Raw genomic sequence first — 22,796 nt, forward strand, 5'->3', positions numbered from 1 at the left:
AATTCTCTCATGGAACGTCGTTCCGCCGAACACGGCTTCGGTTTCTCGAAGCGTTCCGCCGAACACGGCTTCACGCCCGTGAGGCGTTCCGCCGAACACGGCTTCACGCTTGTCGAACTGATGGTCGTCATCGTCATCATCGGCCTGCTGGCGACGATCGTGGCGATCAACGTCATCCCCGCGACCGATACCGCGCGGGTAGAGAAGGCGAAGGCGGACATCTCCACGATCGAGCAGGCGCTGGAACAATATCGGCTGGATAACCTGACCTATCCATCGGGTACGGACGGGTTGCAGGCACTGCTCAGTCCACCCGCGTCGCTCACTCAGCCACAGCGTTACCGCCGGGGCGGCTATATCAAGAAGCTGCCGGATGATCCCTGGGGCCGTCCTTATCGGTATAGCGTACCGGGCCGAAAGGGCGCGTTCGACATCGCGTCGATGGGCGCGGACGGGCAGCCGGGCGGGGAAGCGGACAATGCGGACCTTTATTCCAGCGAGCTTTGACCGTTCCGCCGAACACGGCTTCACGCTGCTCGAACTGATGGTCGTCATCACGATCATCGGCTTCGTCTCGGCAGCCGTCGTGCTGGCGATCCCCGATCCGCGCGGACGCGTGATCGAGGATGCCGATCGCTTCGCCGCGCGCGTTGCCGCCGCCCGCGACGAAGCGATCGTCACCGCGCGCCCTGTGGGGCTGTGGGTCTCGCCCAGCGGCTATGGCTTCCAGCGCCGTGAGGGCGGGGCGTGGGTGCCGATCGAGGAAAAGCCCTTCCTCACGACCGACTGGAAAGGCGGGACGCGTGCGGTGACGGGCCGGGATGAAGCGACGCAGATGGCCTTCGATTCGACAGGCCTGCCGAGCGATCCGCTGACCGTGACGCTGACCCGCGATGGGGAGCGGGTGTCGGTATCGGTCGACATGAGCGGAAAGGTCGCGGTGGGTGGCTGAACGCGTCAGGACTTCCGCCCAGCAGGGCTTCATGTCTTTGCGACGTTCCGCCCAACAGGGCTTCACGCTGCTGGAAATGCTCGTTGCGTTGGCCGTGTTCAGCCTTGCGGCGTTGGCGCTGGTGCGGCTTCAGGGGGTGACGTTGCGGACGGCGGCGGACCTTGATGCCAAGACGCTGGGGCAGATCGTCGCGCGCAATATCATGGTGGAGACGCAGACCGATGTGCAGCCGCCCGCAATGGGTGAAGCGCAGGGCGATGTGACCAATGGCGGCCGACAATGGCACTGGACCCGCACTGTAAAGGCGACTGATGACAAACGGTTGGTGCAGGTCGATGTGACGGTCGAGCCGCAGGGCGGCGGCGGATCGCCCAGCGTGCTGAGTTTCGTGCGGGTGGCGGAATGATGCCGCAACCCGATCATAGGCATCAACAGGGCTTCACGCTTTCGCGACGTTCCGCCCAACAGGGCTTCACGTTGATCGAACTGCTCGTGGCGCTGACCATCTTCGCCATGCTGGCGGGGGCGGGCGTGCTGCTGCTGGGCAACAGCGTGTCGGCGCAGGCGCAGGTCAAGATACGGCTGGACGAACTGGCCGCCATCCAGCGTGCGGGTGGGGCGATCGGTGGCGATCTGGCGCAGGCGCTGCCGCGCATCAGCCGGACCGAAAATGGAACGTTGGCGCCTGCCTTCTGGGCGCATAGGGCGGGCGAGGGCACGCCGGTGATGCAATTCGTGCGCGGCGGGTGGAGCAACCTCAACCGGATGCCGCGTTCCTCGCTCCAGAAGATCGAATATTGGGTGCGGCAGGGGCGGCTGGAGCGGCGCAGCTATCCGTTCGTGGATGGCGCCTTTGGCAGCGAGCCTGCGGTGCTGCTTGACGGGATCGAGGATGTCGCATTGCGCTTTCGCGATCCGCAAGGCGACTGGCGGGAGGATTGGACGCCGGGTCAGCCCGATCTGATGCCCCGCGCGGTCGAAGCCGTGGTGACGCGCCGGGGGGAGCCACCGGTGACGCTGCGCTTCCTGGTGGGACCGGGGCCTTTGGAGCGATCGCTGGTCGAAGGCACGCCCAATGGTTGAACCGGGCGGGAATGAACGCGGCGCGGCTCTGTTGACCGTCCTGCTGCTGGTCGCGGTGATGGCGGTGATCGCCTCTACCGCGCTGGAACGGCTGGCGCTGGCGACACGGATGACGGGTAATGGCGGCGAGATCGATCAGGCGCGGGCCTATGCCGATGCCGGGGCGGAAATCGCGCGCCTGCGGATCGGCGATCTGGTCGCCATGCGGCCGGGACGCACCACCCTTCAGGGCGGTTGGCTCGGCGCGCCGCAGGCGCTGCCCGTGCCAGGCGGCATGGCGACGGCGCGCGTGACCGACGGCGGCAATTGTTTCAATCTAAATAGCGTCGTGGAGGGTGAAGATGAGACGAACCTTAAAGTAAGGCCGATCGGGGTCACGCAATTTCAGGCGCTTATGCAAGTGCTGGGCATCGATCCGCGGGCAGCGCAGCAGGTCGCGATGTCGCTCGCCGACTGGATAGACACAGACAGCGTGCCGCAACCCGGTGGTGCGGAGGATGAGGTCTATGTCCGGGCGCCAACGCCCTATCGTGCCGCCAATCGCTTCGTGATCGACCCGAGCGAATTGCGGGTCATCAACGGCGTGACGCCCGCCATCTATGACCGGGTGCGGCCATGGGTCTGTGCCTTGCCGACCGCCGACCTGTCGCCCATCAATGTGAACACGCTGCTGCCCGATCAGGCGCCGTTATTGGCAATGCTGGTACAGGGGCAGTTGAGCGTCGATCAGGCCCGGCAATTGCTGGCGCGGCGGCCCGCCGATGGCTATGGCGGCACCCATGAATTCTGGGCGATTCCCATACAGCAGGGCGCGCAGCCGCTGGATGAGGTGGCGTCGCAGGTTAAAGTGGCGACGCGATGGTTTGATGTGGATATTTCAGTGGATGTCGGGGGCACGCAATTAGTGGAAAAGGTGCTGATCGACGCACAACAGACGCCAGCGGTGCTGGTCCGACGCGCGATGGGAGACGCGGCATGAGCGTGCGCGAGGGGCTGATCATCGCGCTGCCCGAAAGCGAGGGCGGCGAGCCGCTGTGGATGCGGGTGGTGGACGGCGCGGTTGTGCAGACGGGCGCGGGCGCGAACTGGCTGGCCGCTTGTGGCCTGACGACTTTGCCCGACGGATGCGTCGTCATGCTGGTGCTGCCCGCCGCGCTGACGGCACTGCATTGGGTATCGCATCCTGACCTGCCGGTGCGGCAGGCGCGGGCTGCGGCTCGGCTGGCGGTGCTGGCGGGCAGCGTCGCGGGTGCGGACAGCCTGTTCGCCGCGCCTGACGAGAATGACGATCCGGCAAGGCCGCATATCGTGGCCGTGGTGGGCCGCGCCGATTTACAGCACTGGCTGCTCTGGGCGCAGCATCATGGGCTGGACCCCGATATCCTTGTTCCCGCCGCGCTGCTGTTGCCTGCGCCAGACGCCGGGTTCGTGCGGGGCATGGTTGGCGGTGCCGAGGTGCTGCGCGGTGTCGATCTTGCGCTCAGCGGCGACATGGCGGTGCCCGCGCTGATCGGCGAAGACGTGATGCGGGATGTGCCCGCCGATGTCGTGAATGCCCAAGCCATCGCCGCGCTGGATGCGCCACCGCTCAACCTGCGACAGGGCGAATTTGGCAAGCGTGTGCGGCGGGCAGTGGATCGTCAGGTCGTTCAGCGGATGGCGGTCTGGATCGGCCTGATCCTGCTTGCCAGCCTGTTGATTGCCCTGATCGGGATCGGGCGACAGCATCTGGAGGCGAACCGGCTGGATGTCGAGAGTTTGACGCTGGCGCGCACGGTGCTGCCCAATGCCACGGATGCGGCGCTGGCAGAGGCGCAGATGGATACGCAATTGGCGGGCCGGGGCGTGGGCGGCTATGCCTTTACCGCCCCGACCGCTGGCCTTTTCTCCGCGATGCAGGGCGCGCCCGGCGTGGCGATCATGGCGGTGTCGCGCGACCCGGACGGGATGCTGCGCGCGACCCTGGCAGCGGCCAAGGCAGAGGATATCAACAGCGTGCTGGTCGCGTTGCAGGCGGCGGGCTTCACGATCACCGCGAACTCATCCAAGGACCCCGGCGGTCGAACGCTGGCTGACATAACGGTGACGTCATGATGGCAGGTTTCAAGGCGATGTGGGCAGAGCGATCAACCCGCGAACAATGGATGCTGGGCGTGATGTTCGGCCTGATCGCGATCGTCATCCTGTGGTTCGGGCTGGTGCGACCGATCGATGCGGCGCGTCTGTCGACCCGCACAGCGATGCTGGAGGCAGCGGATCGCAATGCGGCTATCCGGGCGAAGGTGGCGATGATGAAGCGTTTGCCAGCGCAAGCGGCAAGCGCGGGACCAGCGACGCCACTCGACCAATATGTGGGGCAGAGTGCGGGTGAGGCCGGGCTGACATTGGAGCGTGCGCAAGCGCAGGGGCAGGACCGGATCGACATCGCCATTGCCTCGGTGCGACCGATCGCGCTCTTTTCCTGGCTCGCCCGGTTGGAAGGGCAGGGCGTGCGCGTGGAGACGATGCGCGCCCAACCTGCGCCGACGGCTGGCAGCGTGTCGGTGCAGGCGGTGCTGGTACGTGGAGGCGGACAATGATGGGCCTGTCGCTCTCGCGTCGGGCGCGCTGGCTGCTTATCGGGCTTTTCATCCTTGGCCTGCTGATTTTCTTCCCGCTGCGGATCGCTCTGGGGCTGGCCGGATTCGAACGGATGGGCGTGACCGCACGCGATGTGCGCGGCACGATCTGGAGCGGGCGGGTGGACCAGTTGATGCTGGGCAAAGTGCCGATGGGATCGGTACGGGTCGCGCTGTCGCCGATCCAGTTGCTCGCCGGGCGAGCGCGGTTCGACATGGGGCGCAAGGCTGGGCTGGCCGACGATGTGAGCGGCGCGATGACGGCGGGTTTCGGACGGTTCGGGATCGATGATGTGACCGGGGCCATTCCACTGGGCCGAACATTGGCGCCGCTGCCGATCGGCGGCATGGTGATGAACGATGTGAGCGTCCACTTTGCCGCAGGGCGCTGTGGTCATGCGGAGGGCCGGGTGTTGGCACAGGTCGCCGGGCGGATCGCGGGCCTCAACCTGACGCAGGGGTTGAGCGGGACCGCGACCTGTGACGGCGATGCGCTGCTGCTGCCACTGGTCAGCCAGTCGGGCATGGAAAAGATCAATCTGCGCCTGTGGGCGTCGGGTCGCTATACCACGGAGATGCGCGTGGAAACGGCGGACACCACGCTGGCGCAGGCGCTGGGTGCGGTGGGCTTCGCCAGTGTCGGCAACGCGCAGGTGTTGAAGGTCGAAGGGACATTGTGAGCGCATCGCTGGCGGCTTTGTTCGGCGCGGTCGCAGGGGCGATTGCGGGGAGTTTCCTGTCGACGCTGATCCTGCGCTGGCCGCAGGGGCGCGGAATATCGCGGGGTCGGTCGGCCTGTGACGGATGTGGCCGGGTGCTGGGCGTGCGCGATCTGGTGCCGCTGTTGAGTGCTCTGTTTCAGCGTGGGCGATGCCGGATCTGTGGGGCGCGAATCGCCCCCCTGCACATCGCGATGGAACTGGGTTGCGCGGTGATCGGCGCGCTGGCACTGACGATCATGCCGAACATGGGCGGGATCGGCTGGGCACTGCTGGGCTGGTTTTTGTTGACGTTGGCGGTGCTGGACTGGCGCCATTTCTGGTTGCCGGATGCCCTGACATTGCCGCTGGCGTTTCTGGGGCTGACGATCGGTCTATGGGCAACCGATACGGCGATGATCGACCGGGTTATCGGCGCAGCGGCGGGCTATGGCGCGTTGCTGGCGATTGCCTTTGGCTATCGCGCGCTGCGCGGACGCGAAGGGTTGGGGCTGGGCGATGCCAAGCTGCTGGGCGCGCTGGGCGCATGGTTCGGCTGGCAGGCGCTGCCGTTCATCCTGTTGTCGGGCGCGCTGCTGGGATTGCTGGTGGTGCTGGTGTCGGCCGTGGGTGGCCAGCGGGCGAATGCCGCGACGCGCGTGCCGCTGGGGACATTTCTGGCGATCGGGGCGGTGCCGGGGTGGGTGGCCATGCGGGTGCTGACCGGGGTTTGATCGCCGGAAACCGCGGGAAATATGGTGCCGGCTAGAGGGTTCGAACCCCTGACCCCCTGATTACAAATCAGGTGCTCTACCAACTGAGCTAAGCCGGCGCGCCACGACAGGCGAAACGCGCCTTACTATCAGATGACGCCAAAGGTCCAGCCCTCTGTTTGCGCAATATGCGCATTGAGGGGGGATGGCGTCCAATAGCGGGCGTCACGCGCGGCCCCGCGCATCCAGGCGGCGGTGAGCAGGGCGTCGGCCTGATGGTCATCCGGTTCGGGACCAGCATAGGGCATGGACCCAAGGGTTGCGAGCGCGAGATTGAGCGAAGCGCGATCGCGCATCTTCGATCGTCCCTTGGGCCGACCGGCGGCGCGCGCGGCGATGCTGGTGTAGATTTCCACTACCAGCGAACCGTTTTCGGGCAGCGGATCGAAGGGCCAGATCGGCACTTTGCCATGCAGATGGTGGAGCAGGCGCATGCCCGAAAAGCTGGCCTTTGCCACCTGCGCTGCGCCGATGGCGTCAAAGACGGTGGAGGGTTTGCCGCCACCGCCCGCATTATAATGGGCCTCGCAGCGGCGATTGTGCATATAATCTGCCTTCACCCCGTCCGCCTTGCCGAAATAGAAATGGCGGCGGTGAGCGACTTCCAGCAGACTGGCGGCGCCAAGGTCGGCATCGGCGCAAAGGCGATCGACATAGGCCCAGAAGGCTGACGCGGTGTCTGGCACGACCTCTCCGGGCAGATAGCTGCCCCGTGCGACCAGCGGCGGGGCGAAGCTGAAATCGAAGCCAAAGAGCGTGGGCGCGGCCCGGCTTTGATCGAGCAGCCAGTCGGCCACGGCGGAGCGGGACCAGAGCGTGCCCGAGGATGGCGGCACCAGATAGGGGGCAGTATCGCCCGCGCTGCACCGCGCCACGGCGATTCCCTTATGCCGCAGCCCTTTGGCTCCGGACCAGTCGATCGCGGCGAAGTGCGTGACGTTGGGGGTCATCCCCCGCCGTCTGTCCGCAACTTGTCCCAATAAGCGAGCCGTTCGGCAAGGCGCGCCTCGAACCCCCGATCGGTGGGTGCGTAAAAGGCCTGTGGAGCCATCTCCTCCGGCCAATAGTTGGCGCCGGAAAATCCGTCCTTCGTGTCAGGATCATAGGCATAGCCCTTGCCATAGCCGATGTCCTTCATCAGCTTCGTGGGCGCATTCAGGATATTCTGCGGCGGCATCAGCGATCCGGTATCGCGGGCGGATTTCCAGGCGGCCTTCTGCGCGACATAGGCGGCGTTGGATTTGGGCGCGGTGGCGCAATAGAGGCAGGCTTGAGCGATCGCCAGCTCCCCCTCCGGCGACCCCAGAAATTCATAGGCATCGCGGGCGGCGAGCGTCTGGATCAGGGCTTGCGGGTCGGCAAGGCCGATGTCTTCACTCGCAAAGCGCACCAGGCGGCGCAGCACATAGAGCGGCTCTTCGCCTGCGGTCAGCATCCGCGCGAGATAATAGAGCGCGGCCTGCGGGTCCGATCCGCGAAGGGATTTATGCAGCGCGGAAATGAGGTTGTAATGCCCCTCCCGATCCTTGTCATACACCGCGACGCGGCGGTGGAGCAGAGCGGAGAGACCCGCAGGATCAAGCGGCTCGGCGATGTCGATCGAATAGAGCGTCTCGACCTGATTGAGCAGGAAGCGGCCGTCGCCGTCGGCGCTGGCGATCAGCGCCTCCCGCGCGGCGGAGGTCAGGGGAAGGGGGCGCTCCACCAGTGCTTCGGCCCGATCCAGCAGCTTTTCGAGCGCTGCGCTGTCGAGGCGGCGCAGGATCAGCACCTGCGCGCGCGACAATAAAGCGGCGTTGAGTTCGAAGCTGGGATTTTCCGTCGTCGCGCCGACCAGCGTTACCGTGCCATCCTCGACAAAGGGCAGGAACCCGTCCTGCTGGGCGCGGTTGAAGCGGTGGATCTCGTCCACGAAGAGCAATGTCTTGTCGCCCAGTCGCGCATGGTCGCGGGCGGCGGCGAACAGTTTCTTGAGGTCGGCGACGCCGGAAAAGACGGCGGATATGGGGGCAAAGCGCATCCCCACCGCTTCGGCCAGCAGGCGCGCGGTGGTGGTCTTGCCCGTACCCGGCGGTCCCCACAATATGATCGATGACAGGCGACCAGCGGCCACCATCCGGCCGATCGCGCCGTCCGGGCCGGTCAGATGATCCTGTCCCACCACATCGGCCAGAACGCGCGGACGCAGCCGGTCGGCAAGCGGCGCGTCGAGAGGCTCTGACGGAGCAGGCTGGGCGGGGTCGGCAAAAAGGTCGGCCATATTCTGCCGATATAGGGAAGGGAGGGCGTTTAGGGAACGGGGCTGGCGCGCGGAACGGCGCCCTGCGCGCGTTGATGGATCACGCGTATATAGGTATCGACCAGCGCCTGGTTGACCTGAACCCAGCCATTGCGCTGGGTTCGGGCGATGCTGGCGGCGCCAGCGGCGTTGCGGGCGTCGCTATCCATGCAATAGGCGGCAAGCGCATCGGCGAAATCGTTAATGGCGCCGGGGCGGATCAGGCGGCCGGTTACACCCTCCGTCACCAGGCTTTCGCTGCCGGTGGCGCGGGCGGCGACGGTCGGCAGGCCACACGCCATCGCCTCCAGAGTTACATTGCCAAAAGTTTCGGTAACCGATGGGTTGAACAACATGTCCATGCTGGCGACTGCGCGGCCCAGATCCTGCCCCTGCTGAAACCCGGCGAAGATAGCTGCGGGCAGGCGATGCTGAAACCACTCGCGGGCGGGGCCATCTCCAACGATCAGCACCTTATGGTCCACCCCGCGCAAGGCCAGTTGGTCGATCGTGTCGGAAAAGACGTCCAGCCCCTTTTCCATCACCAGACGACCGATAAAGCCGATCGCGGGCACATTGTCCGCAATGCCAAGCGACCGGCGCCAGCCAAGATCGCGGCGTTCGGGGTTGAAAATCTCCCGGTCTATGCCCCGCGTCCAGATGCCGACGTCATAGCTCATCCGTTGTTCGCGCAGCAGTTGCGCCATCGAATCGGACGGCGCGACGATCGCGTCACAGCGGCGATAGAAACGGCGCAGCATGGACAGGACGACCGGCTCCAGAAAGGCGAGGCCATAATAGCGTGGGTAGGTTTCGAACCGGGTATGGACCGACGCGACAGTCGGCAATCCTCGATTTCGCGCCCAGCTAAGGGCCAGATGGCCCAGCGGGTCCGGGCTGGAAAGATGGACCAGATTGGGGGCAAAGCGTTTGAGGTCGCGGCGAACACGGGCGGACATGCGCCACGGCACCCGATATTCGGCGCGGCCGGGCACGGGGAAAGAGGGGGTGCTGACCAGATCACCGGCAGGCGGGAAGGCGGGCGTATTGGTTGTCGGGGAATAGACACGCACCTGCGCGCCCTGCCGCAGCAGATAGCCCACGAAGCGGTTGAGCGCCTGGTTCGCACCGTCCCGTACATAATTATAGTTGCCGCTGAACAATGCGACGCGAAGACCGGTAACATCCATGCCGATGCCCTTAGACGAGGCACGAAAAAAACCCAAGGGAAGCGGCTTTTTCGCCGGTGATTTTGCTTTTCATGCGGCAGATGTGCCTCACTACAGGCGTGCGGCCATCGTCAACCGCCGTGTGATATGGCATGGCTGGGACATGACGATGCCTTCCATGACCATCTCTGCGCTGCTGGTCGGCACGCCCGTTCCGTTTCGCGATGGCGACCATAGCGCCATCGCCAAGCGACCCGTCGAAGGGGCGGTGCGGATCGGCTGGCTGGGGCTGGAGGGCGACGCCGTCGCCGATCCCGTCCACCATGGCGGCTGGGACAAGGCGATCCACCTTTATCCGCAGGATCATTATGGCTGGTGGCGGGGGCGAAAGCCCGACCAGCCCTTGCTGAATGCGCCCGGTGCATTCGGGGAAAATATCGCGTCAACGGGCATGACAGAGGCGGATATATGTCTGGGCGACCGCTTTGCGCTGGGCAGCGCGATCGTGGAGGTCAGCCATGGGCGGCAACCCTGCTGGAAGCTGGACCATCGTTTCGGCGCGCGCGACGTCATGGCGACGATCGTGAAGACCGCGCGCTGCGGCGTCTATTTTCGGGTGATCCGGGAGGGTGAGGCGCAGGCGGGCGACGTCATGGCGCTGTTGGAACGCCCCCATCCGGACATCAGCGTGGAGCGGCTGTTTCGCCTGTTGATCGGTGGCGAACACAAGCGCGAACCCGATGCGGTGCGCGCTTTGGCGGCTATGCCCGTACTGGCGGAAGCGTGGCGCAAGCGGGCTGTGCAACTCGCAGGAATGTAAGCGGGACTACCAGCGGGGCGAGGGGAGCAGCAAGGCGTTCCGGGCGCTGCTGTGCGGCGGCATACCGTTATGGGTGATGAAGCCGTGAACCCAGAAACTGTCGAACACCGTCAACGCCGCCACAGCCAGCAACAACAGCGTTGATAGCGCGAAGACCGGCGGGGCAAGGCGCAAGCCACGGTCGGGCATCAGCGCCAGCAAGGCCAGCGGCAGGATGGGCAGGAAATAGCGGCCCTGCGTCCCCTGAATATAATCGGCGGCGGGCGGCGTGCCGGTCAGATACATGGCGGTTTCGATGAGCAGCGCGGTCCCCAGTACGACGACGAGCCACCAGAGGCGCTGCATGACCGAAAAGCGGACCCCCGCACCGCTTGCGACGGCCGATGCCAGCATCAACCCGGCCAAGGGATAGGCCAGGAGTGGCAAAAGAATGGCGTTCCAGCCGAACCGGCCGACGATCTGGAGCAGATAGACAGGCGCCCTCTCGATCACGCTGGAAATCAGGATATGGGCATAGCCCAACGGATCGCCAAGGATCACCGCCAACTGCTCGCCCAGCGGAGCGGTCATCACCATCTCCCCGGTCTTGCGGGAGACGATATGGTAGAGCGCCTGACTGCCACCCGAATATTTCTGCCATGCGACGAAGCTGATCGCGCCCAGCAGCATGGCGATCAGTATCAGTCCCGGCACCAACCATGCGCGCAGATCGCGGCGTCCAGCAGGCAGGTGCAGGCCCGCAGCCATGACCGGCAGATAGACCCCCTTGGCCAGTGCCAGCAATGGGCCGACCACGAACAGCGCGACGCCGCGAGCAAGGGTTGGCGGGGCAAACCCGACGCGAAGGGCGAGGGCGAGGGCAAGAAAGCCAAGGCCGTTGATGACCGCATCGGGGGAGAGTGATCCGCCCTGATAGGCGGTGGTGGGCAACAGCGCGACCGCGAGCAATGCGGCGCGTCCAAAGGGCATGAGGCGGAGCGCCGCCACCAGCATCGCCAGCGCGACCAGGGCGTTGACGAGTCGGCCCGCATAGAAAGCGCCCATGCGTGGCAGGCCAATCGTGTCGCCGATCAGCAAACCCGCCGCGCCCGGCGCATAGAGGGTTGGCGCATAGTTGGCGACATTGGGGAAATCCGCGAAGGTCGTGCCCGGACGCTCAGGATCGGCGATGGCGGCCTTTGCGATCTGGGCATAATCGTAACGGTGAAGGACGCCGGGCGTTTCCGCCGGGAAATCGACATCACGCAGGTCCGTGGCCGCGCGTGGCAGGTCTGCTCCGATGGCGGTGCCGCGCTGCTCGGTAAGGATACGGCCCTCGCTCAACAGCAGCGCCTTCATATAATGCTGGTTTTCGTCTGGCGCCTGAAAGGGCGGGGTAACGATGGTGAAGAACAGTGTGGCGAGACACAGGGCGGCCAGCAGCAGCTTTTCGATGGCGCTCCACGGGGCGGCGAAGAGGATTTCGGCACCCTGCGACGGTGACGAGAAAATCCGTTCTTGCCGCATCATGCCCCCTTCACCGCGTCAGTCCGATGGTTTCAGCCGCTGCTTTTAGGTCTCAGCACTTAATATTTCGCTTCTGTTTGAAACTGTTGCTCCGGCCCTTTCCGGGCGGACTGATGGAATAGGTGTAGCTGCTGCGACGTAACCGGCCTGTGTTCACCGCCTTGCCGGAGATTTTTCAGATGATTGCCTCTCCTTCGTTCCGCGCGCTGCTGGGCGCGGCTTGTTTCGCTATGTTCGCATGCCCCGTGCAGGCGTCGGAACATTATCCCGATGTACCCGAGCCAATGATCTTCGACATGATGCGCCCGCTGGGGGCAAAGCGCGGGGAACTGGAGGTGAATACGCTGGCAGCAACGGCCCTGTCAGGTTCAGATCGCGCCATCTACTGGGCGCCGGAGATCGAATATGCCTTTGCCGACGGGTTCGCGATCGAAGGGGAACTGCCATTCGAGGATGGTCGGCTTGCCGAGTTGAAACTGGGGCTTCAGGCCGCGTTCGGGACGATGAACGGCGGTCGGACCGCGCATGGCGTGCAATATCTTGGCATCTATGATCGTCACGCCGGCCATTATCGCAACAGCGTCGCCTATATGCTGGTCAATCGGGCGAATGCGCGCTGGAGCAGCGTCAGCATGGTCGGTCTGGCCGATATTGGTTTTGGAGGCGGGGAGGGGCGCAACGCCCTGATCCTCAACCACTCGACTTTCTACGATGCGTCACAGAAACAGATATTGGGCGTCGAGGTCAATTATCTGGGCGGGGATCATGGCAGTACACTGGTCATGCCCCAGCTTCACCAGAAACTGTCCTCCCATATCAACGTCCAGCTTGGCTTGGGCGCGGAGAAGGAAGGGGGCAGCCCCATCCGGCCAAGGGCGGGGCTGCGGCTTATTCGGGAACTCTGATAAAATGCGCGAAGGGGAGAGGGTGGGTCAGCCCTCCTCCGCTTCGACCTTCTCCTCGGGCGGGTGCAGGCGCAGGCGGGTGACGCGGCGGCCGTCGCTGGCGACGATTTCCAGCGTCCAGCCGCTTTCGTCATGCTTCAGCATTTCACCCGGTTCCGGCACGCGCCCGGCCAGAACGAAGGCAAGGCCGCCCAGCGTGTCGACATCTTCCTCGACATCGCCCAGCTTCTCATCAATTTCCTCGGCAATATCGTCCAGTTCGGCACGCGCGTCCGCGTCCCATATCCCGCCTTCCAATGGCACGAACATCGCTTCGGGCGCGTCGTCATGTTCGTCCTCGACCTCGCCGACGATTTCCTCGACCAGATCCTCGAACGTCAGCAGACCTTCGGTGCCCGAATATTCGTCCAGCACGATGGCGAGATGGGTGCGCTTTGCCCGCATCTCCGCCAACAGGTCCAAAGCACCCATGCTTTCAGGGACATAGAGCGGTTGCCTGATAAGCGGTTCGAGCGTGTCCGGCACGGGCGACTTGCCCGCCAGAATCGCAAAGGCGTCGCGGATATGGACCATGCCGACGATCGTATCGAGCGTATCGCGGTAGACCGGGATGCGGCTATGCCCTGCTTCGGCGAACAAGGCAGCAAGATCGGCGAAGCTCGCCTTCTCCTCGATCGCGATGATGTCGGCGCGGGGGACCGCGACGTCATCGACAGTGTGCTCGCTGAAATGCAGGAGGTTGCGGACCATTTGCCGCTCGATCGCGGACAGGTCGCCCTTGGCGGGCGGGGCGGTGTCCTCCGCCTCTTCCTCGTCATATTCGTCGAGGGCTTCCTCCAGCTCCTTGCGAAGACTGTGACTTTCACCCTCGCCGAACAGCAACGACTTCAGGCCGCTCCATAAACCGCCTTCGCCGTTACTACTGTCCGGGTCTTTCGAACCGGATGCATCCTTGGGGCTGCCTTCAGCCATGGTCGTGTCTAATCCCTTGTTGGCGATCCCCATAGGGATCTTTCAAGCCGATGCTGCCAAGCGCCCGGATTTCCAGTGCTTCCATCGCTTCGGCCTCGCTATCGCTCATATGATCATAACCCAGCAAATGAAAAGTGCCGTGAATGATCAGATGCGCGGCATGATCGGCCATGCTGATGCCCTTTTCCGCCGCCTCGGCGGTGCAGACACCCTCCGCCAGAACGATGTCGCCCAGCAATACCTCGCCATCGTCGGTATTTGCCGTGGCTTGCAAGAGGTCTGCCTGAACCATCGGAAAAGAAAGGACATTGGTTGGTTTGTCCTTGTCCCGATAGTCGCGGTTCAGGCTGTGGACCTCTGCATCGTCGGTCAGCTTCACCGCGACTTCATAGAGGGTGGAGGCCCCTTCGAACGCGGCATAGGGACTATGGCGGATTGCGGCGACGACAGCCTGTTGCGCCAGAGTCTCCCAATCCGTGCCATCGGCCCAACCGCTTTCGTGGATGAGGGCAATATCAAACATGCGGCATTTCCAGAGTCAGGATCATATCAGGCATCCGGCCCTTCATAGGCCTGGACAATGCGGCCGACCACCGGATGACGCACGACATCGGCGATGCCGAACGGTACGACGGCAATGCCTTCCACGCCCTCCAGCCGGCCGACGGCATCGGCAAGGCCCGATGTGCCGGGTTGCGGCAAGTCGACCTGCTTGGGATCGCCGCAGACAACCATCCGGCTCCCCTCGCCAAAGCGGGTGAGGAACATCTTCATCTGGGCGATGGTGGTGTTCTGGGCTTCATCCAGGATGATGAAGGCATTGGCGAGCGTGCGGCCACGCATGAACGCGATCGGCGCGATCTCAATCTCGCCCGATGCGATGCGGCGTTCCACCTGCTCGGCGGGCAAGGTGTCGTGGAGCGCATCATAGAGCGGGCGCAGATAGGGGTCGACCTTCTCCTTCATGTCGCCCGGCAGGAAGCCCAGCTTTTCGCCCGCTTCCACGGCGGGGCGGGAGAGGATCAGGCGATCGACGCTGCCGGTGATGAGCTGGCTGACGGCCTGCGCGACGGCAAGATAGGTCTTGCCGGTGCCTGCGGGGCCAAGCGCGAAGATGACGTCATGGCGGGCCAGCGCCTCCATATAGGTGACCTGCGTGGCGGAACGGGGCACGATCGTCTTTTTGCGCGTGCGGATCATCACCGTGGGCGGTTCGGCGATATCGTGGCGGATGATGCCGTCTAGCGTGGGTTCGGACGACATGGCGATCACCGCCTCGACCGCGCCGGTGTCGATCTCCTGCCCCGCGACGATGCGGTTATAGAGGCCGGTCAGCACGTCGCGGGCGCGGGCCGCGGCCACCGCGTCCCCCTCGATCTGCAACTTGTTGCCCCGCGCGGCGATATAGACGCCCAGGCGATTCTCGATCGCGACCAGATTCTGGTCATATTGACCGAATAATGCACCCAGCAAATGGGGCTTCTCGAACATCACTTCGATCCGCGCGCGTTCGGCCCGCCCGCGCTCGGCGACGTCCGTTCGGCTATTGGGTTTCTTGCCCATCAGAATGCGCCTCCCTTCCACGTCCACTCTTCCCGGCTGATCGCGTTGCAGCGTCCTTTAAGGAGATGTGCCCCCGACTTTGCGGGGATGACGGGTTTTGGGTTCAAGCGGCTTTCCTCCTGCTGATTTCGCCGGCCAGACTATTCGGGCCTGCGCTGATGATATCGACTTCCACCATATCGCCAATGACTAATTCAGGGGCGGTGACATGAACCGACTGGAGCCATGGGGTCTTGCCGATCAACTGGCCGGGATTGCGACCCTTTCGCTCCAGTAGAATCTGCGTGGTGCGACCGACGGCGGCGGCGTTGAAATCCATCTGGTGGCGGTTGATCGCCGCCTGAAGCCGGGCGAGGCGATCGTCCATCACTTCGGCCGGAACCTGATCGTCCATGCCGGCGGCCGGGGTGCCGGGGCGGGGGCTATATTTAAACGAATAGCATTGTGCATAGCGCACTTGGTCGACGATCTTCAGAGTATCTTCAAACTCGGCATCCGTCTCGCCGGGGAAGCCGACGATGAAGTCGCCCGAAATGGCGATGTCGGGACGGACAGCGCGAACCTTCTCGATAATCGCCAGATAAGAGGCGGCTGTGTGACTGCGGTTCATCGCTTTGAGGATGCGGTCATTGCCCGACTGAACCGGCAAATGGAGGAAGGGCATCAGCTTCTCCACCTCGGCATGAGCGGCGATCAGGCCGTCCGTCATGTCGTTGGGATGGCTGGTGGTATAGCGGATGCGGTGCAGGTCGGGAAGATCGGCGAGGGCGCGGACCAGGCCATCCATGCCCCGCAGGCGACCTGAGGAATCTTCTCCGGTCCAGGCATTAACATTCTGTCCGAGAAGGGTAATTTCACGCGCGCCACCATCGATCAGCGCCTTGGCTTCGTCGATGATCGCGGTCCAGGGGCGGCTGATTTCAGCACCGCGCGTATAGGGCACCACGCAATAGGTGCAGAATTTATCGCACCCTTCCTGGATCGTCAGGAAGGCACTGGGCCGGGCCTGTTTCCCACGACCCGGAAGCGCGCCGAATTTCGAGTCGGCGGGCATGTCGGTGTCCACCGCTTCCTCGCCTCTGGTGGCGCGGTCGATCAGGTCGGGCAGGCGGTGATAGGCCTGCGGGCCGACGACAATGTCCACGGTCTTCGCGCGGCGGCTGATTTCGCTGCCCTCCGCTTGCGCGATACAACCCGCAACGGCGATCATCGGGCGGCTGCCGTCGTCCCGGCGCAGGCGGCCAATGTCGGAATAGACCCGGTCGACCGCCTTTTCGCGGATGTGGCAGGTGTTGAGGACGACCAGATCGGCCTCTTCCCCCGGTGCGGCGGCGGCCATGCCGCGTGCATTCAGCATCTCTGCCATGCGCTCGCCATCATAGACGTTCATCTGGCAGCCGAAGGATTTGACCTGGAAAGTGGCGGGTGTCTTTGGGGCGTTATCGCGATTCATATGGCTTGGCTATACAGGGCCATCGGCAACAGCGGAAGGCACAGCGTGCGCAGCGAGGCTGGCGGCGATCCTTTTTTGCGCTTGCGCGGTCAGCGCCTTGCGATCGGGCAGGGCTGCGGGATCGAACGGCTCAAGGAAATGTAGCGTGACCGGGAGCGAGCCAGCACGCGCGAAAAGGCGGGATGCGTTGGCTCCGGCGGATTCCTCGCCCGTCCAGGCGATGTCGGTTGCGGCTGCGCCATAGTCGATATGGACTGGCTGGACTAATACGGCGCGGGGTGGGGGCAGCATCACGGCCAGCAGGGAAGGCTTGAAGGGCAGCAGCGTGCGGCCATCGCCGGTCGTTCCTTCGGGGAACAGGGCCAATGGCTGGTGTCCCGCCATGGCTTCCCGAATGATAAGCAACTGGTCGTTGAGGCTGCCGCGTCGCTCGCGCGTGATAAAGACGGTGTTGTTAAGCGCGGCCAACCAGCCAACCATCGGCCAGGCGGCGATGTCATCCTTGGCGATGAACGCTGTGCCGGTGGTGCCGCCCATCGCCAATATGTCGATCCAACTGACATGGTTGGCGATGAAAAAGACGTCGGCGGCAAGCGGCGAGCCGGTGATGCTGACCCGAGCGCCAACAGCGCGGGCGGCAAGGCCCAGGAAGCGGGGCGGCCAGGGCGAGCGCAAACGCAACAGTCGCCAGATCAGGTGGAGCGGCAGGCAAAGGGCAAGCGCGCCGATCAGCGCCGCGATACGGCGAAATCGGCGCAGTTGCGCAACCATGCTTCGTTCAGTTCTTCCGGTCGAGCGAGACGCCGTACAGTTCCATGCGATGATCGACGAGGCGATAGCCCAGCTTCTCTGCGATCTGCTTCTGGAGTTGCTCCAGTTCAGGATCGACAAATTCGATCACATTACCGGTTTCCACATCGATCAGATGGTCGTGATGCGCTTCCGGCGCCGCTTCATAGCGTGCACGACCATCACCAAAGTCGTGGCGCTCCAGAATGCCCGCTTCCTCGAACAGGCGGACGGTGCGGTACACGGTGGCGATGGAAATGCCCGGATCGACCTCGATCGCGCGGGCGTGGAGCTTTTCGACGTCGGGATGATCGGACGAATCGCTCAATACTTGCGCGATGACACGACGCTGCTCGGTAATGCGCAGGCCTTTTTCATGGCACAGGGCTTCGATATCGATCTTGCGGTTCATTGGGGCTCGCTTGGCTACGGGCTGTTCAAAACAACCCTAGCGCCTTTTGGGATGGGGTAAAGGGTAAGACGCGACAAAGGCGGGGGCGTATCGGTGTACGTCCCCGCCTGTCGCGACGCTGAAACAGCGATTTACTTCGCGCGGGGCGTCCGGCGGCGCTTGGTGCCCAGACCGATTTTTTTCGCCAGGGTGCGGCGCTGTTCGGCATAGTTGGGTGCGACCATAGGATAATCTGCGGGCAGGCCCCACTTGGCGCGATAATCGTCCGGCGTCATCTGATAATGAGTCATCAAATGCCGCTTGAGCATCTTCAGCTTCTTGCCATCTTCAAGGCAGACAATGAAATCCGGCTTGATCGACGAGCGGATCGATACTGCTGGTTCAAGCTTTACTTCCGGAATGGGCGCTGGGCTGGAAAGGGCAGCAAGCGCGGTATGCACATTCTGGATCAGTGAAGCAACGTCGGACACCGCGACACTGTTGTTAGATACATGTGCGGCGACGATGTCGGACGTCAAAGTAATCAGCAGCTCATTTTGGGCTGATTCAATTTCCATTTTTTGGCTCCACTTTCGGCGATTATTCGTGCGACCCGCCCGACGAAATTGTTTCAGAAGCGGGACATCCGGCTATCCCTTTACGACCGTCAATTCAAGGGGAAATGGCTTTCAAAGTCGCATGTCCAGCCGAAAACTTAAGGCATCATGTAGTTGGCCGTCATTACCGCGATAGTAACCAGGACGACGATGCACATATTCAAAGCCCGCTTTCTCATATAGTGCGACAGCTTTGTTTGAGGCGCGAACTTCCAGATTCATTGTCATCATCCCACGGTTTCGCGCGATGCTGAGGCTGTGATTGAGCAACGTCCTGCCGACTCCCCTGCCGCGCCACAGCGGATCGACCGCAAGCAGCAACAATTCGCATTCATCGAGCACGGAGCGCACCAGCGCGAAGCCCAGCGTGGCGGCATCGACACGCGCCAGTGTCAGCCAGGTGCCGGGCATGGTGAGCACGCCTGCAAGTTGCGACGCTGTCCACGCCTCGCCAAAGAGGGGATCGAAAGCGCTGCTCATCACCGGCATGGTGTCGGCGATCATCGATCGGTCTTCATGATCGACGGTTTCAAGCAAAAGACCGGGGACGGTCATGCCGCACCTCTCGCTGCCGCCATCGGCTTTGCGTCAGCGCCGCGTCCATAGAGCGGATGGACGGGGCAGGGCGCATCCTGTGCGATCAGCCTGTAGTCGCGCGCATCGGGATAGAGGCAGATCGCACAACCACTGCTCCGCGCTGTAACCAGAGCCTCGGCTCCGGTCCCGTAATAAGCGGGGGCATCAAGGGTTTGCGCCAGATCGGCAATGGGTGTGGAGGCAAGTGGGGTCAATGCGGTGTGGCCGTCAGCGGCGAACCCCTGCCAGAATAGTTCGCCATGGCCGCCGGTGATGGTGACGGGGATGGGGATGTCGCCCTGCAGGTGCGGGCCATGGTCGCGCGCGGCAGCGGCGGCGATCAGGTGCGTGGCGCTATAGCCGGTAAGCTCGGCGTTCCATGCAAAGGCCAGAGCGCGGGCGGCGGCGATGCCGATGCGAACGCCCGTAAAGCTGCCCGGTCCGACATCCACGGCTATATGATCCGCCTTGCCGCCATCGGGCAAGCCCGCGATCGCAGGCAGCAGCGCTTCTGCGTGGCCGCGACCGACAATGTCATGAACGTGGGCGATGACGTCGCCATCTTCGAACAGCGCGACGGACAGAGCCTGTGTCGCGGTGTCGATAACCAATATTCGCAAACGCGCCCCCGAAATGCCTATTGCCCCTTCATTCGTACTGGAGCCTGACATCGGTTAATTGATCCGTCGCGATTTGCCAATCGGTGACGGAGCCGTCTTCAGACGGCGCGGACCTCGGTCACTTCGGGCACATAATGTTTCAGCAACTGCTCGATGCCGTTCTTCAGCGTGGCGCTGGAGGAGGGGCAGCCCGAGCAGGCGCCCTGCATCTGAAGGAACACCTTGCCCTTGTCGAAGCCACGATAGACGATGTCGCCACCGTCATTGGCGACGGCAGGCCGCACGCGCGTTTCGATCAATTCACGGATCTGCGCGATGACTTCTGCGTCGGCGGGATCGTCGGTGAAATCCTCTTCCGCAGGCGGCACGCTGATTCCGCCAGCAGAGCCGGGGTTGAAGAGTGGCATGTTGGCGGAGAAATGATCGAGCATCAGGCCAAGCACATCGGTCTTCAGGTCGCTCCAGGCGACGCCCGGTGCGGCCGTGACAGACACAAAATCGCTGCCGAAAAAAACGCCGGTCACGTCGCCCAGCCCGAACAGGGCGTCCGCGAGAGGCGAGGCTTCCGCCTCTTCGGGCGTCGCGAAATCGCGCGTGCCTGCCGTCATTACCGGGCGGCCGGGCAGGAATTTCAGCGTTGCCGGGTTGGGCGTGGTTTCGGTTTCTATCAGCATGGCTCCCATGTGGGCGCGGCGCGCGCGCTAATCAAGCGGAATGGCATGGTAAACGATGCGGAACTTCGCACCCCGCTGTCCATTGAATGAGAAAATATCTTCAAGGAGAGCCATGATGAGCAACGAAACCGAAATCCGCAAAAGCTTCTGGAAGGATATGTCGGACAGCCCGTTCGTGATGCTCGGCCTGGATAGCGGCCACGGACACAGTATCCCGATGACGGCACATCTGGACAGGAATGCCAATCATGCGATCTGGTTCTTCACCAGCCGCGACAATCGACTAGCGCCTGGAGGCCCGGCGATGGCGCAGTTCGTGGGCAAGGACCATTATCTGTTCGCCTGCATCAGCGGTACGCTGGTTGAGGAAACCGACGTGGCGGTGATCGATCATCACTGGACCCGCGAAAATGACGCCTGGTATCCCGGTGGCCGCACCGATCCCAATATGCTGATGCTCCGGTTTGATCTGGGCACGGCCGAAATCTGGCGCGCGGACGTGTCGATCAAGGGCATGTTCAAGATGCTGTTCGGTGGTGACGTGCGCACTGAGATGCAGGGCAAGCATGTAGAGGTCTCCCTATAGGCCCTATCCTGCCGCCGGAGAAAGGGGCGGGCGACCATTGCGTCCGTGCAATGGCCGCTTGCTTTTTGCCTGCCCCTTCGCCATATGCACTGCAACGCAGCATGCGGGCCTTGATGGTCCCACAGCGATTGGTAGCGTGATCGTCCCGGCTCCGAAGGCCCAAGGACCGGCCAATGACAGTCTGCGCCAAGCTTGAGGCTTCCCTTTTCACGCGGGTCGTTTCGTAACCCGCCTCGCGCCCTTCCTGCGTCCGCAGCAAGCCGGCGCATGGCCGACTTGTGAGTATTCTATGCAATTTAGTGACCTTGGCCTTGCCGAGCCGATCATGAAGGCGCTTGCCTCCAAAAATTACGTCGATCCGACCCCGATCCAGCAAAAGGCGATCCCCGTCTTGCTGGAGGGCAAGGATTTGTGCGGCATCGCCCAGACTGGCACCGGCAAGACCGCAGCCTTCGCGCTGCCCAGCCTCGATTATTTCGCCAGGCACCCAAAGCCGACGCCGATCAAGGGTTGCCGCATGCTGGTGCTGGCCCCGACCCGCGAACTCGCCGCGCAGATCGCGCAGAGCTTCCGCGACTATGGCCGCTTCCTGCGCCTGACCGTCGAAACCGTGTTCGGCGGCGTGCCGATCGGCAAGCAGATCCGCGCCCTGGCCCCCGGCGTCGACATCGTCGTCGCCACCCCCGGCCGCCTGCTCGATCTGATCGACCAGCGCGCGCTGACCATCAAGGACACGGAAATCTTCGTCCTCGACGAAGCCGACCAGATGATGGACATGGGCTTCATCCATCCCCTGAAGCGCGTCGCCAAGATGCTGCCGCAGGGCCGCCAGAACCTGTTTTTCTCCGCCACCATGCCCAAGGAAATCGAGGCGCTGGCCGCCCAGTTCCTGAACGATCCGGTCAAGGTCAGCGTCGCGCCGCAGTCCACCACGGCAGAGCGCGTTCGTCAGCAGATGACCTTTGTCAATCAGGGTGAGAAGCAGGCGCTTCTCCACATGGTCCTCAAGAGCGAGGAAATCGACCGCGCGCTGATCTTTACCCGCACCAAGCACGGCGCCGACCGCGTCGTGCGCTTCCTTGAGGGCGCGGGCATCGACGCCTTCGCTATCCACGGCAACAAGAGTCAGGGCCAGCGCACCACCGCGCTCCAGGCCTTCCGTCAGGGCAAGGTGAAGTTGCTGGTCGCGACCGACATCGCCGCGCGCGGCATCGACGTGTCGGGCGTGTCGCACGTCATCAACTTCGAAATCCCCAATGTGGCCGAACAATATGTCCACCGCATCGGCCGTACCGCGCGCGCGGGTGCAGAGGGTGTGGCGATCAGCTTCGTGGCGGATGATGAACGGCCCTACCTCAAGGCGATTGAGCGCACGACCCGCGTAAAGCTGGAAGTCGTGCCGTTGCCGGAAAACTTCATGGAAGCGGTCCGCAACCTGCCCAAGCCCGCCGCGCCAAAGAAAGGCCCGAGCCAGACCCCGCAGCAGCAGGCTCGCCGCGCCGACGGCCAGCGCAAATATCAGGACGGCCAGAAGCAGGGTCGCGGCGGTGCCGACCGCGCCCATCGCCCCGAGGGTGACGGCACAGGCAAGCCCAGCTTCCCCCGCCGTCGCCGCAGCGGTGGCGTGGGCGCACACAAGGGCGCTGTTCAGCGCACCAATGCGCCGCGCTGAGATTTAGCGGACAAATGAAGTAAAGTGGCGGCGGGCAGAAATGTCCGCTGCTTTTTTGTTGCAACCGTGTTGGCGAGCGCG

The 22,796-nt window shown here is 63.6% G+C and carries 27 protein-coding genes and 1 tRNA gene; 13 read left to right on the forward strand and 15 right to left on the reverse strand.

The features are described from left to right. Nucleotides 1-9 precede the first annotated feature (9 nt). The 9 genes from gspG to WFR25_RS10885 are packed head-to-tail and all read left to right on the forward strand — an operon-like array spanning nt 10 to nt 6,085. The gene (gene gspG / locus WFR25_RS10845; protein ID WP_336970872.1) at nt 10-507 is read left to right on the forward strand and encodes a type II secretion system major pseudopilin GspG; all 498 of its coding nucleotides are present in this window, start codon (nt 10-12) and stop codon (nt 505-507) included. Then, entirely contained in the window at nt 479-952 is a 474-nt protein-coding gene (locus WFR25_RS10850) for a GspH/FimT family pseudopilin (protein WP_336970874.1), read from the forward strand. The genes gspG and WFR25_RS10850 overlap by 29 nt, the downstream gene beginning before the upstream one ends. Nucleotides 953-983: 31 nt before the next feature. Continuing rightward, nucleotides 984-1,358, forward strand: coding sequence for a type II secretion system minor pseudopilin GspI (gspI, locus tag WFR25_RS10855; RefSeq protein WP_336970876.1), 375 nt, complete (start codon nt 984-986; stop codon nt 1,356-1,358). Beyond that, complete coding sequence (gene gspJ / locus WFR25_RS10860) at nt 1,358-2,035, forward strand: type II secretion system minor pseudopilin GspJ (RefSeq protein ID WP_336974854.1); 678 nt, start codon at nt 1,358-1,360, stop codon at nt 2,033-2,035. Before gspI ends, gspJ begins: the two co-directional genes overlap by 1 nt. Then, nucleotides 2,028-3,014, forward strand: a complete 987-nt coding sequence (gene gspK / locus WFR25_RS10865; RefSeq protein WP_336970878.1) for a type II secretion system minor pseudopilin GspK — start codon at nt 2,028-2,030, stop codon at nt 3,012-3,014. Before gspJ ends, gspK begins: the two co-directional genes overlap by 8 nt. Then, nucleotides 3,011-4,129, forward strand: a complete 1,119-nt coding sequence (gspL, locus tag WFR25_RS10870; RefSeq protein WP_336970879.1) for a type II secretion system protein GspL — start codon at nt 3,011-3,013, stop codon at nt 4,127-4,129. Before gspK ends, gspL begins: the two co-directional genes overlap by 4 nt. Then, nucleotides 4,126-4,614: a type II secretion system protein M gene (locus WFR25_RS10875; protein ID WP_336970881.1), complete on the forward strand. Its 489-nt coding sequence runs from the start codon at nt 4,126-4,128 to the stop codon at nt 4,612-4,614. The genes gspL and WFR25_RS10875 overlap by 4 nt, the downstream gene beginning before the upstream one ends. Continuing rightward, nucleotides 4,611-5,333: a type II secretion system protein N gene (gene gspN, locus WFR25_RS10880; protein ID WP_336970883.1), complete on the forward strand. Its 723-nt coding sequence runs from the start codon at nt 4,611-4,613 to the stop codon at nt 5,331-5,333. Before WFR25_RS10875 ends, gspN begins: the two co-directional genes overlap by 4 nt. Then, nucleotides 5,330-6,085, forward strand: coding sequence for a prepilin peptidase (locus WFR25_RS10885; protein ID WP_336970884.1), 756 nt, complete (start codon nt 5,330-5,332; stop codon nt 6,083-6,085). Before gspN ends, WFR25_RS10885 begins: the two co-directional genes overlap by 4 nt. A 22-nt stretch (nt 6,086-6,107) precedes the next feature. Here WFR25_RS10885 and WFR25_RS10890 read toward each other — a convergent pair. The 4 genes from WFR25_RS10890 to WFR25_RS10905 form a co-directional block, all read right to left on the reverse strand. Further along, a tRNA-Thr gene (locus WFR25_RS10890) sits at nt 6,108-6,183 on the reverse strand. Between the two features lie 30 nt (nt 6,184-6,213). Continuing rightward, nucleotides 6,214-7,074, reverse strand: coding sequence for a hypothetical protein (locus WFR25_RS10895; protein WP_336970886.1), 861 nt, complete (start codon nt 7,072-7,074; stop codon nt 6,214-6,216). Further along, nucleotides 7,071-8,384 (reverse strand): replication-associated recombination protein A, encoded by a 1,314-nt coding sequence (locus tag WFR25_RS10900; RefSeq protein ID WP_336970888.1) that lies wholly within the window; start codon nt 8,382-8,384, stop codon nt 7,071-7,073. Before WFR25_RS10900 ends, WFR25_RS10895 begins: the two co-directional genes overlap by 4 nt. Before the next feature lie 29 nt (nt 8,385-8,413). Next, nucleotides 8,414-9,592 carry a glycosyltransferase family 4 protein gene (locus WFR25_RS10905; protein ID WP_336970889.1) on the reverse strand — a complete coding sequence of 393 codons (1,179 nt, stop codon included), beginning with the start codon at nt 9,590-9,592 and terminating at the stop codon, nt 8,414-8,416. Nucleotides 9,593-9,734: 142 nt separating this feature from the next. On the opposite strand from WFR25_RS10905, the gene WFR25_RS10910 reads away from it, so the two are divergent. Then, a complete protein-coding gene (locus tag WFR25_RS10910) occupies nt 9,735-10,391 on the forward strand; it encodes an MOSC domain-containing protein (protein WP_336970891.1) in 657 nt (218 codons plus the stop codon). A gap of 6 nt (nt 10,392-10,397) precedes the next feature. Here WFR25_RS10910 and WFR25_RS10915 read toward each other — a convergent pair whose 3' ends face one another. Beyond that, the gene (locus tag WFR25_RS10915) at nt 10,398-11,897 is read right to left on the reverse strand and encodes a DUF2142 domain-containing protein (RefSeq protein ID WP_336974858.1); all 1,500 of its coding nucleotides are present in this window, start codon (nt 11,895-11,897) and stop codon (nt 10,398-10,400) included. Between the two features lie 179 nt (nt 11,898-12,076). Here WFR25_RS10915 and WFR25_RS10920 point away from each other — a divergent pair, with 179 nt between their 5' ends. Continuing rightward, complete coding sequence (locus WFR25_RS10920) at nt 12,077-12,802, forward strand: hypothetical protein (RefSeq protein ID WP_336970893.1); 726 nt, start codon at nt 12,077-12,079, stop codon at nt 12,800-12,802. Nucleotides 12,803-12,829: 27 nt separating this feature from the next. Here the strand turns inward: WFR25_RS10920 and WFR25_RS10925 are convergent, their stop codons facing one another. From WFR25_RS10925 to WFR25_RS10970, 10 genes are all read right to left on the reverse strand, one after another. After that, nucleotides 12,830-13,774, reverse strand: a complete 945-nt coding sequence (locus tag WFR25_RS10925; protein ID WP_336970895.1) for a hemolysin family protein — start codon at nt 13,772-13,774, stop codon at nt 12,830-12,832. Further along, the gene (ybeY, locus tag WFR25_RS10930) at nt 13,767-14,297 is read right to left on the reverse strand and encodes an rRNA maturation RNase YbeY (protein WP_336970897.1); all 531 of its coding nucleotides are present in this window, start codon (nt 14,295-14,297) and stop codon (nt 13,767-13,769) included. The genes WFR25_RS10925 and ybeY overlap by 8 nt, the downstream gene beginning before the upstream one ends. A 26-nt stretch (nt 14,298-14,323) precedes the next feature. Beyond that, on the reverse strand, nt 14,324-15,337 hold the full coding sequence (locus WFR25_RS10935) for a PhoH family protein (RefSeq protein ID WP_336970899.1): 1,014 nt from the start codon (nt 15,335-15,337) through the stop codon (nt 14,324-14,326). A 103-nt stretch (nt 15,338-15,440) separates the two neighbouring features. Continuing rightward, nucleotides 15,441-16,790, reverse strand: a complete 1,350-nt coding sequence (gene miaB / locus WFR25_RS10940) for a tRNA (N6-isopentenyl adenosine(37)-C2)-methylthiotransferase MiaB (RefSeq protein WP_336970900.1) — start codon at nt 16,788-16,790, stop codon at nt 15,441-15,443. A 9-nt stretch (nt 16,791-16,799) separates the two neighbouring features. Further along, nucleotides 16,800-17,561: a lysophospholipid acyltransferase family protein gene (locus WFR25_RS10945; RefSeq protein WP_336970902.1), complete on the reverse strand. Its 762-nt coding sequence runs from the start codon at nt 17,559-17,561 to the stop codon at nt 16,800-16,802. Between the two features lie 7 nt (nt 17,562-17,568). After that, nucleotides 17,569-17,991, reverse strand: coding sequence for a Fur family transcriptional regulator (locus tag WFR25_RS10950; protein ID WP_336970904.1), 423 nt, complete (start codon nt 17,989-17,991; stop codon nt 17,569-17,571). 131 nt (nt 17,992-18,122) lie between these two features. Next, nucleotides 18,123-18,548, reverse strand: a complete 426-nt coding sequence (locus WFR25_RS10955) for a Ros/MucR family transcriptional regulator (RefSeq protein ID WP_336970906.1) — start codon at nt 18,546-18,548, stop codon at nt 18,123-18,125. Between the two features lie 111 nt (nt 18,549-18,659). Next, nucleotides 18,660-19,142, reverse strand: a complete 483-nt coding sequence (gene rimI / locus WFR25_RS10960) for a ribosomal protein S18-alanine N-acetyltransferase (RefSeq protein WP_336970908.1) — start codon at nt 19,140-19,142, stop codon at nt 18,660-18,662. Next, nucleotides 19,139-19,783 (reverse strand): tRNA (adenosine(37)-N6)-threonylcarbamoyltransferase complex dimerization subunit type 1 TsaB, encoded by a 645-nt coding sequence (gene tsaB, locus WFR25_RS10965; protein WP_336970910.1) that lies wholly within the window; start codon nt 19,781-19,783, stop codon nt 19,139-19,141. The genes rimI and tsaB overlap by 4 nt, the downstream gene beginning before the upstream one ends. Nucleotides 19,784-19,881: 98 nt before the next feature. Then, the gene (locus WFR25_RS10970; RefSeq protein WP_336970912.1) at nt 19,882-20,457 is read right to left on the reverse strand and encodes a NifU family protein; all 576 of its coding nucleotides are present in this window, start codon (nt 20,455-20,457) and stop codon (nt 19,882-19,884) included. A 115-nt stretch (nt 20,458-20,572) separates the two neighbouring features. Here WFR25_RS10970 and WFR25_RS10975 point away from each other — a divergent pair, with 115 nt between their 5' ends. Next, a complete protein-coding gene (locus tag WFR25_RS10975) occupies nt 20,573-21,043 on the forward strand; it encodes a pyridoxamine 5'-phosphate oxidase family protein (RefSeq protein ID WP_336974860.1) in 471 nt (156 codons plus the stop codon). A gap of 289 nt (nt 21,044-21,332) precedes the next feature. After that, nucleotides 21,333-22,715 carry a DEAD/DEAH box helicase gene (locus WFR25_RS10980; protein WP_336970914.1) on the forward strand — a complete coding sequence of 461 codons (1,383 nt, stop codon included), beginning with the start codon at nt 21,333-21,335 and terminating at the stop codon, nt 22,713-22,715. Nucleotides 22,716-22,796: the final 81 nt, after the last annotated feature.

Origin of the sequence: Sphingobium aromaticiconvertens, from assembly GCF_037154075.1 — a bacterium.
Classification (GTDB): Bacteria; Pseudomonadota; Alphaproteobacteria; order Sphingomonadales; family Sphingomonadaceae; genus Sphingobium; species Sphingobium aromaticiconvertens.

Coding starts and splice junctions, on each gene's coding strand:
- gspG (WP_336970872.1), top strand. CDS start 10: ATGGAACGTCGTTCCGCCGAACACGGCTTCGGTTTCTCGAAGCGTTCC.
- WFR25_RS10850 (WP_336970874.1), top strand. CDS start 479: ATGCGGACCTTTATTCCAGCGAGCTTTGACCGTTCCGCCGAACACGGC.
- gspI (WP_336970876.1), top strand. CDS start 984: ATGTCTTTGCGACGTTCCGCCCAACAGGGCTTCACGCTGCTGGAAATG.
- gspJ (WP_336974854.1), top strand. CDS start 1,358: ATGCCGCAACCCGATCATAGGCATCAACAGGGCTTCACGCTTTCGCGA.
- gspK (WP_336970878.1), top strand. CDS start 2,028: ATGGTTGAACCGGGCGGGAATGAACGCGGCGCGGCTCTGTTGACCGTC.
- gspL (WP_336970879.1), top strand. CDS start 3,011: ATGAGCGTGCGCGAGGGGCTGATCATCGCGCTGCCCGAAAGCGAGGGC.
- WFR25_RS10875 (WP_336970881.1), top strand. CDS start 4,126: ATGATGGCAGGTTTCAAGGCGATGTGGGCAGAGCGATCAACCCGCGAA.
- gspN (WP_336970883.1), top strand. CDS start 4,611: ATGATGGGCCTGTCGCTCTCGCGTCGGGCGCGCTGGCTGCTTATCGGG.
- WFR25_RS10895 (WP_336970886.1), bottom strand. CDS start 7,074: ATGACCCCCAACGTCACGCACTTCGCCGCGATCGACTGGTCCGGAGCC.
- WFR25_RS10900 (WP_336970888.1), bottom strand. CDS start 8,384: ATGGCCGACCTTTTTGCCGACCCCGCCCAGCCTGCTCCGTCAGAGCCT.
- WFR25_RS10905 (WP_336970889.1), bottom strand. CDS start 9,592: ATGGATGTTACCGGTCTTCGCGTCGCATTGTTCAGCGGCAACTATAAT.
- WFR25_RS10910 (WP_336970891.1), top strand. CDS start 9,735: ATGACGATGCCTTCCATGACCATCTCTGCGCTGCTGGTCGGCACGCCC.
- WFR25_RS10915 (WP_336974858.1), bottom strand. CDS start 11,897: ATGCGGCAAGAACGGATTTTCTCGTCACCGTCGCAGGGTGCCGAAATC.
- WFR25_RS10920 (WP_336970893.1), top strand. CDS start 12,077: ATGATTGCCTCTCCTTCGTTCCGCGCGCTGCTGGGCGCGGCTTGTTTC.
- WFR25_RS10925 (WP_336970895.1), bottom strand. CDS start 13,774: ATGGCTGAAGGCAGCCCCAAGGATGCATCCGGTTCGAAAGACCCGGAC.
- ybeY (WP_336970897.1), bottom strand. CDS start 14,297: ATGTTTGATATTGCCCTCATCCACGAAAGCGGTTGGGCCGATGGCACG.
- WFR25_RS10935 (WP_336970899.1), bottom strand. CDS start 15,337: ATGGGCAAGAAACCCAATAGCCGAACGGACGTCGCCGAGCGCGGGCGG.
- miaB (WP_336970900.1), bottom strand. CDS start 16,790: ATGAATCGCGATAACGCCCCAAAGACACCCGCCACTTTCCAGGTCAAA.
- WFR25_RS10945 (WP_336970902.1), bottom strand. CDS start 17,561: ATGGTTGCGCAACTGCGCCGATTTCGCCGTATCGCGGCGCTGATCGGC.
- WFR25_RS10950 (WP_336970904.1), bottom strand. CDS start 17,991: ATGAACCGCAAGATCGATATCGAAGCCCTGTGCCATGAAAAAGGCCTG.
- WFR25_RS10955 (WP_336970906.1), bottom strand. CDS start 18,548: ATGGAAATTGAATCAGCCCAAAATGAGCTGCTGATTACTTTGACGTCC.
- rimI (WP_336970908.1), bottom strand. CDS start 19,142: ATGACCGTCCCCGGTCTTTTGCTTGAAACCGTCGATCATGAAGACCGA.
- WFR25_RS10970 (WP_336970912.1), bottom strand. CDS start 20,457: ATGCTGATAGAAACCGAAACCACGCCCAACCCGGCAACGCTGAAATTC.
- WFR25_RS10975 (WP_336974860.1), top strand. CDS start 20,573: ATGAGCAACGAAACCGAAATCCGCAAAAGCTTCTGGAAGGATATGTCG.
- WFR25_RS10980 (WP_336970914.1), top strand. CDS start 21,333: ATGCAATTTAGTGACCTTGGCCTTGCCGAGCCGATCATGAAGGCGCTT.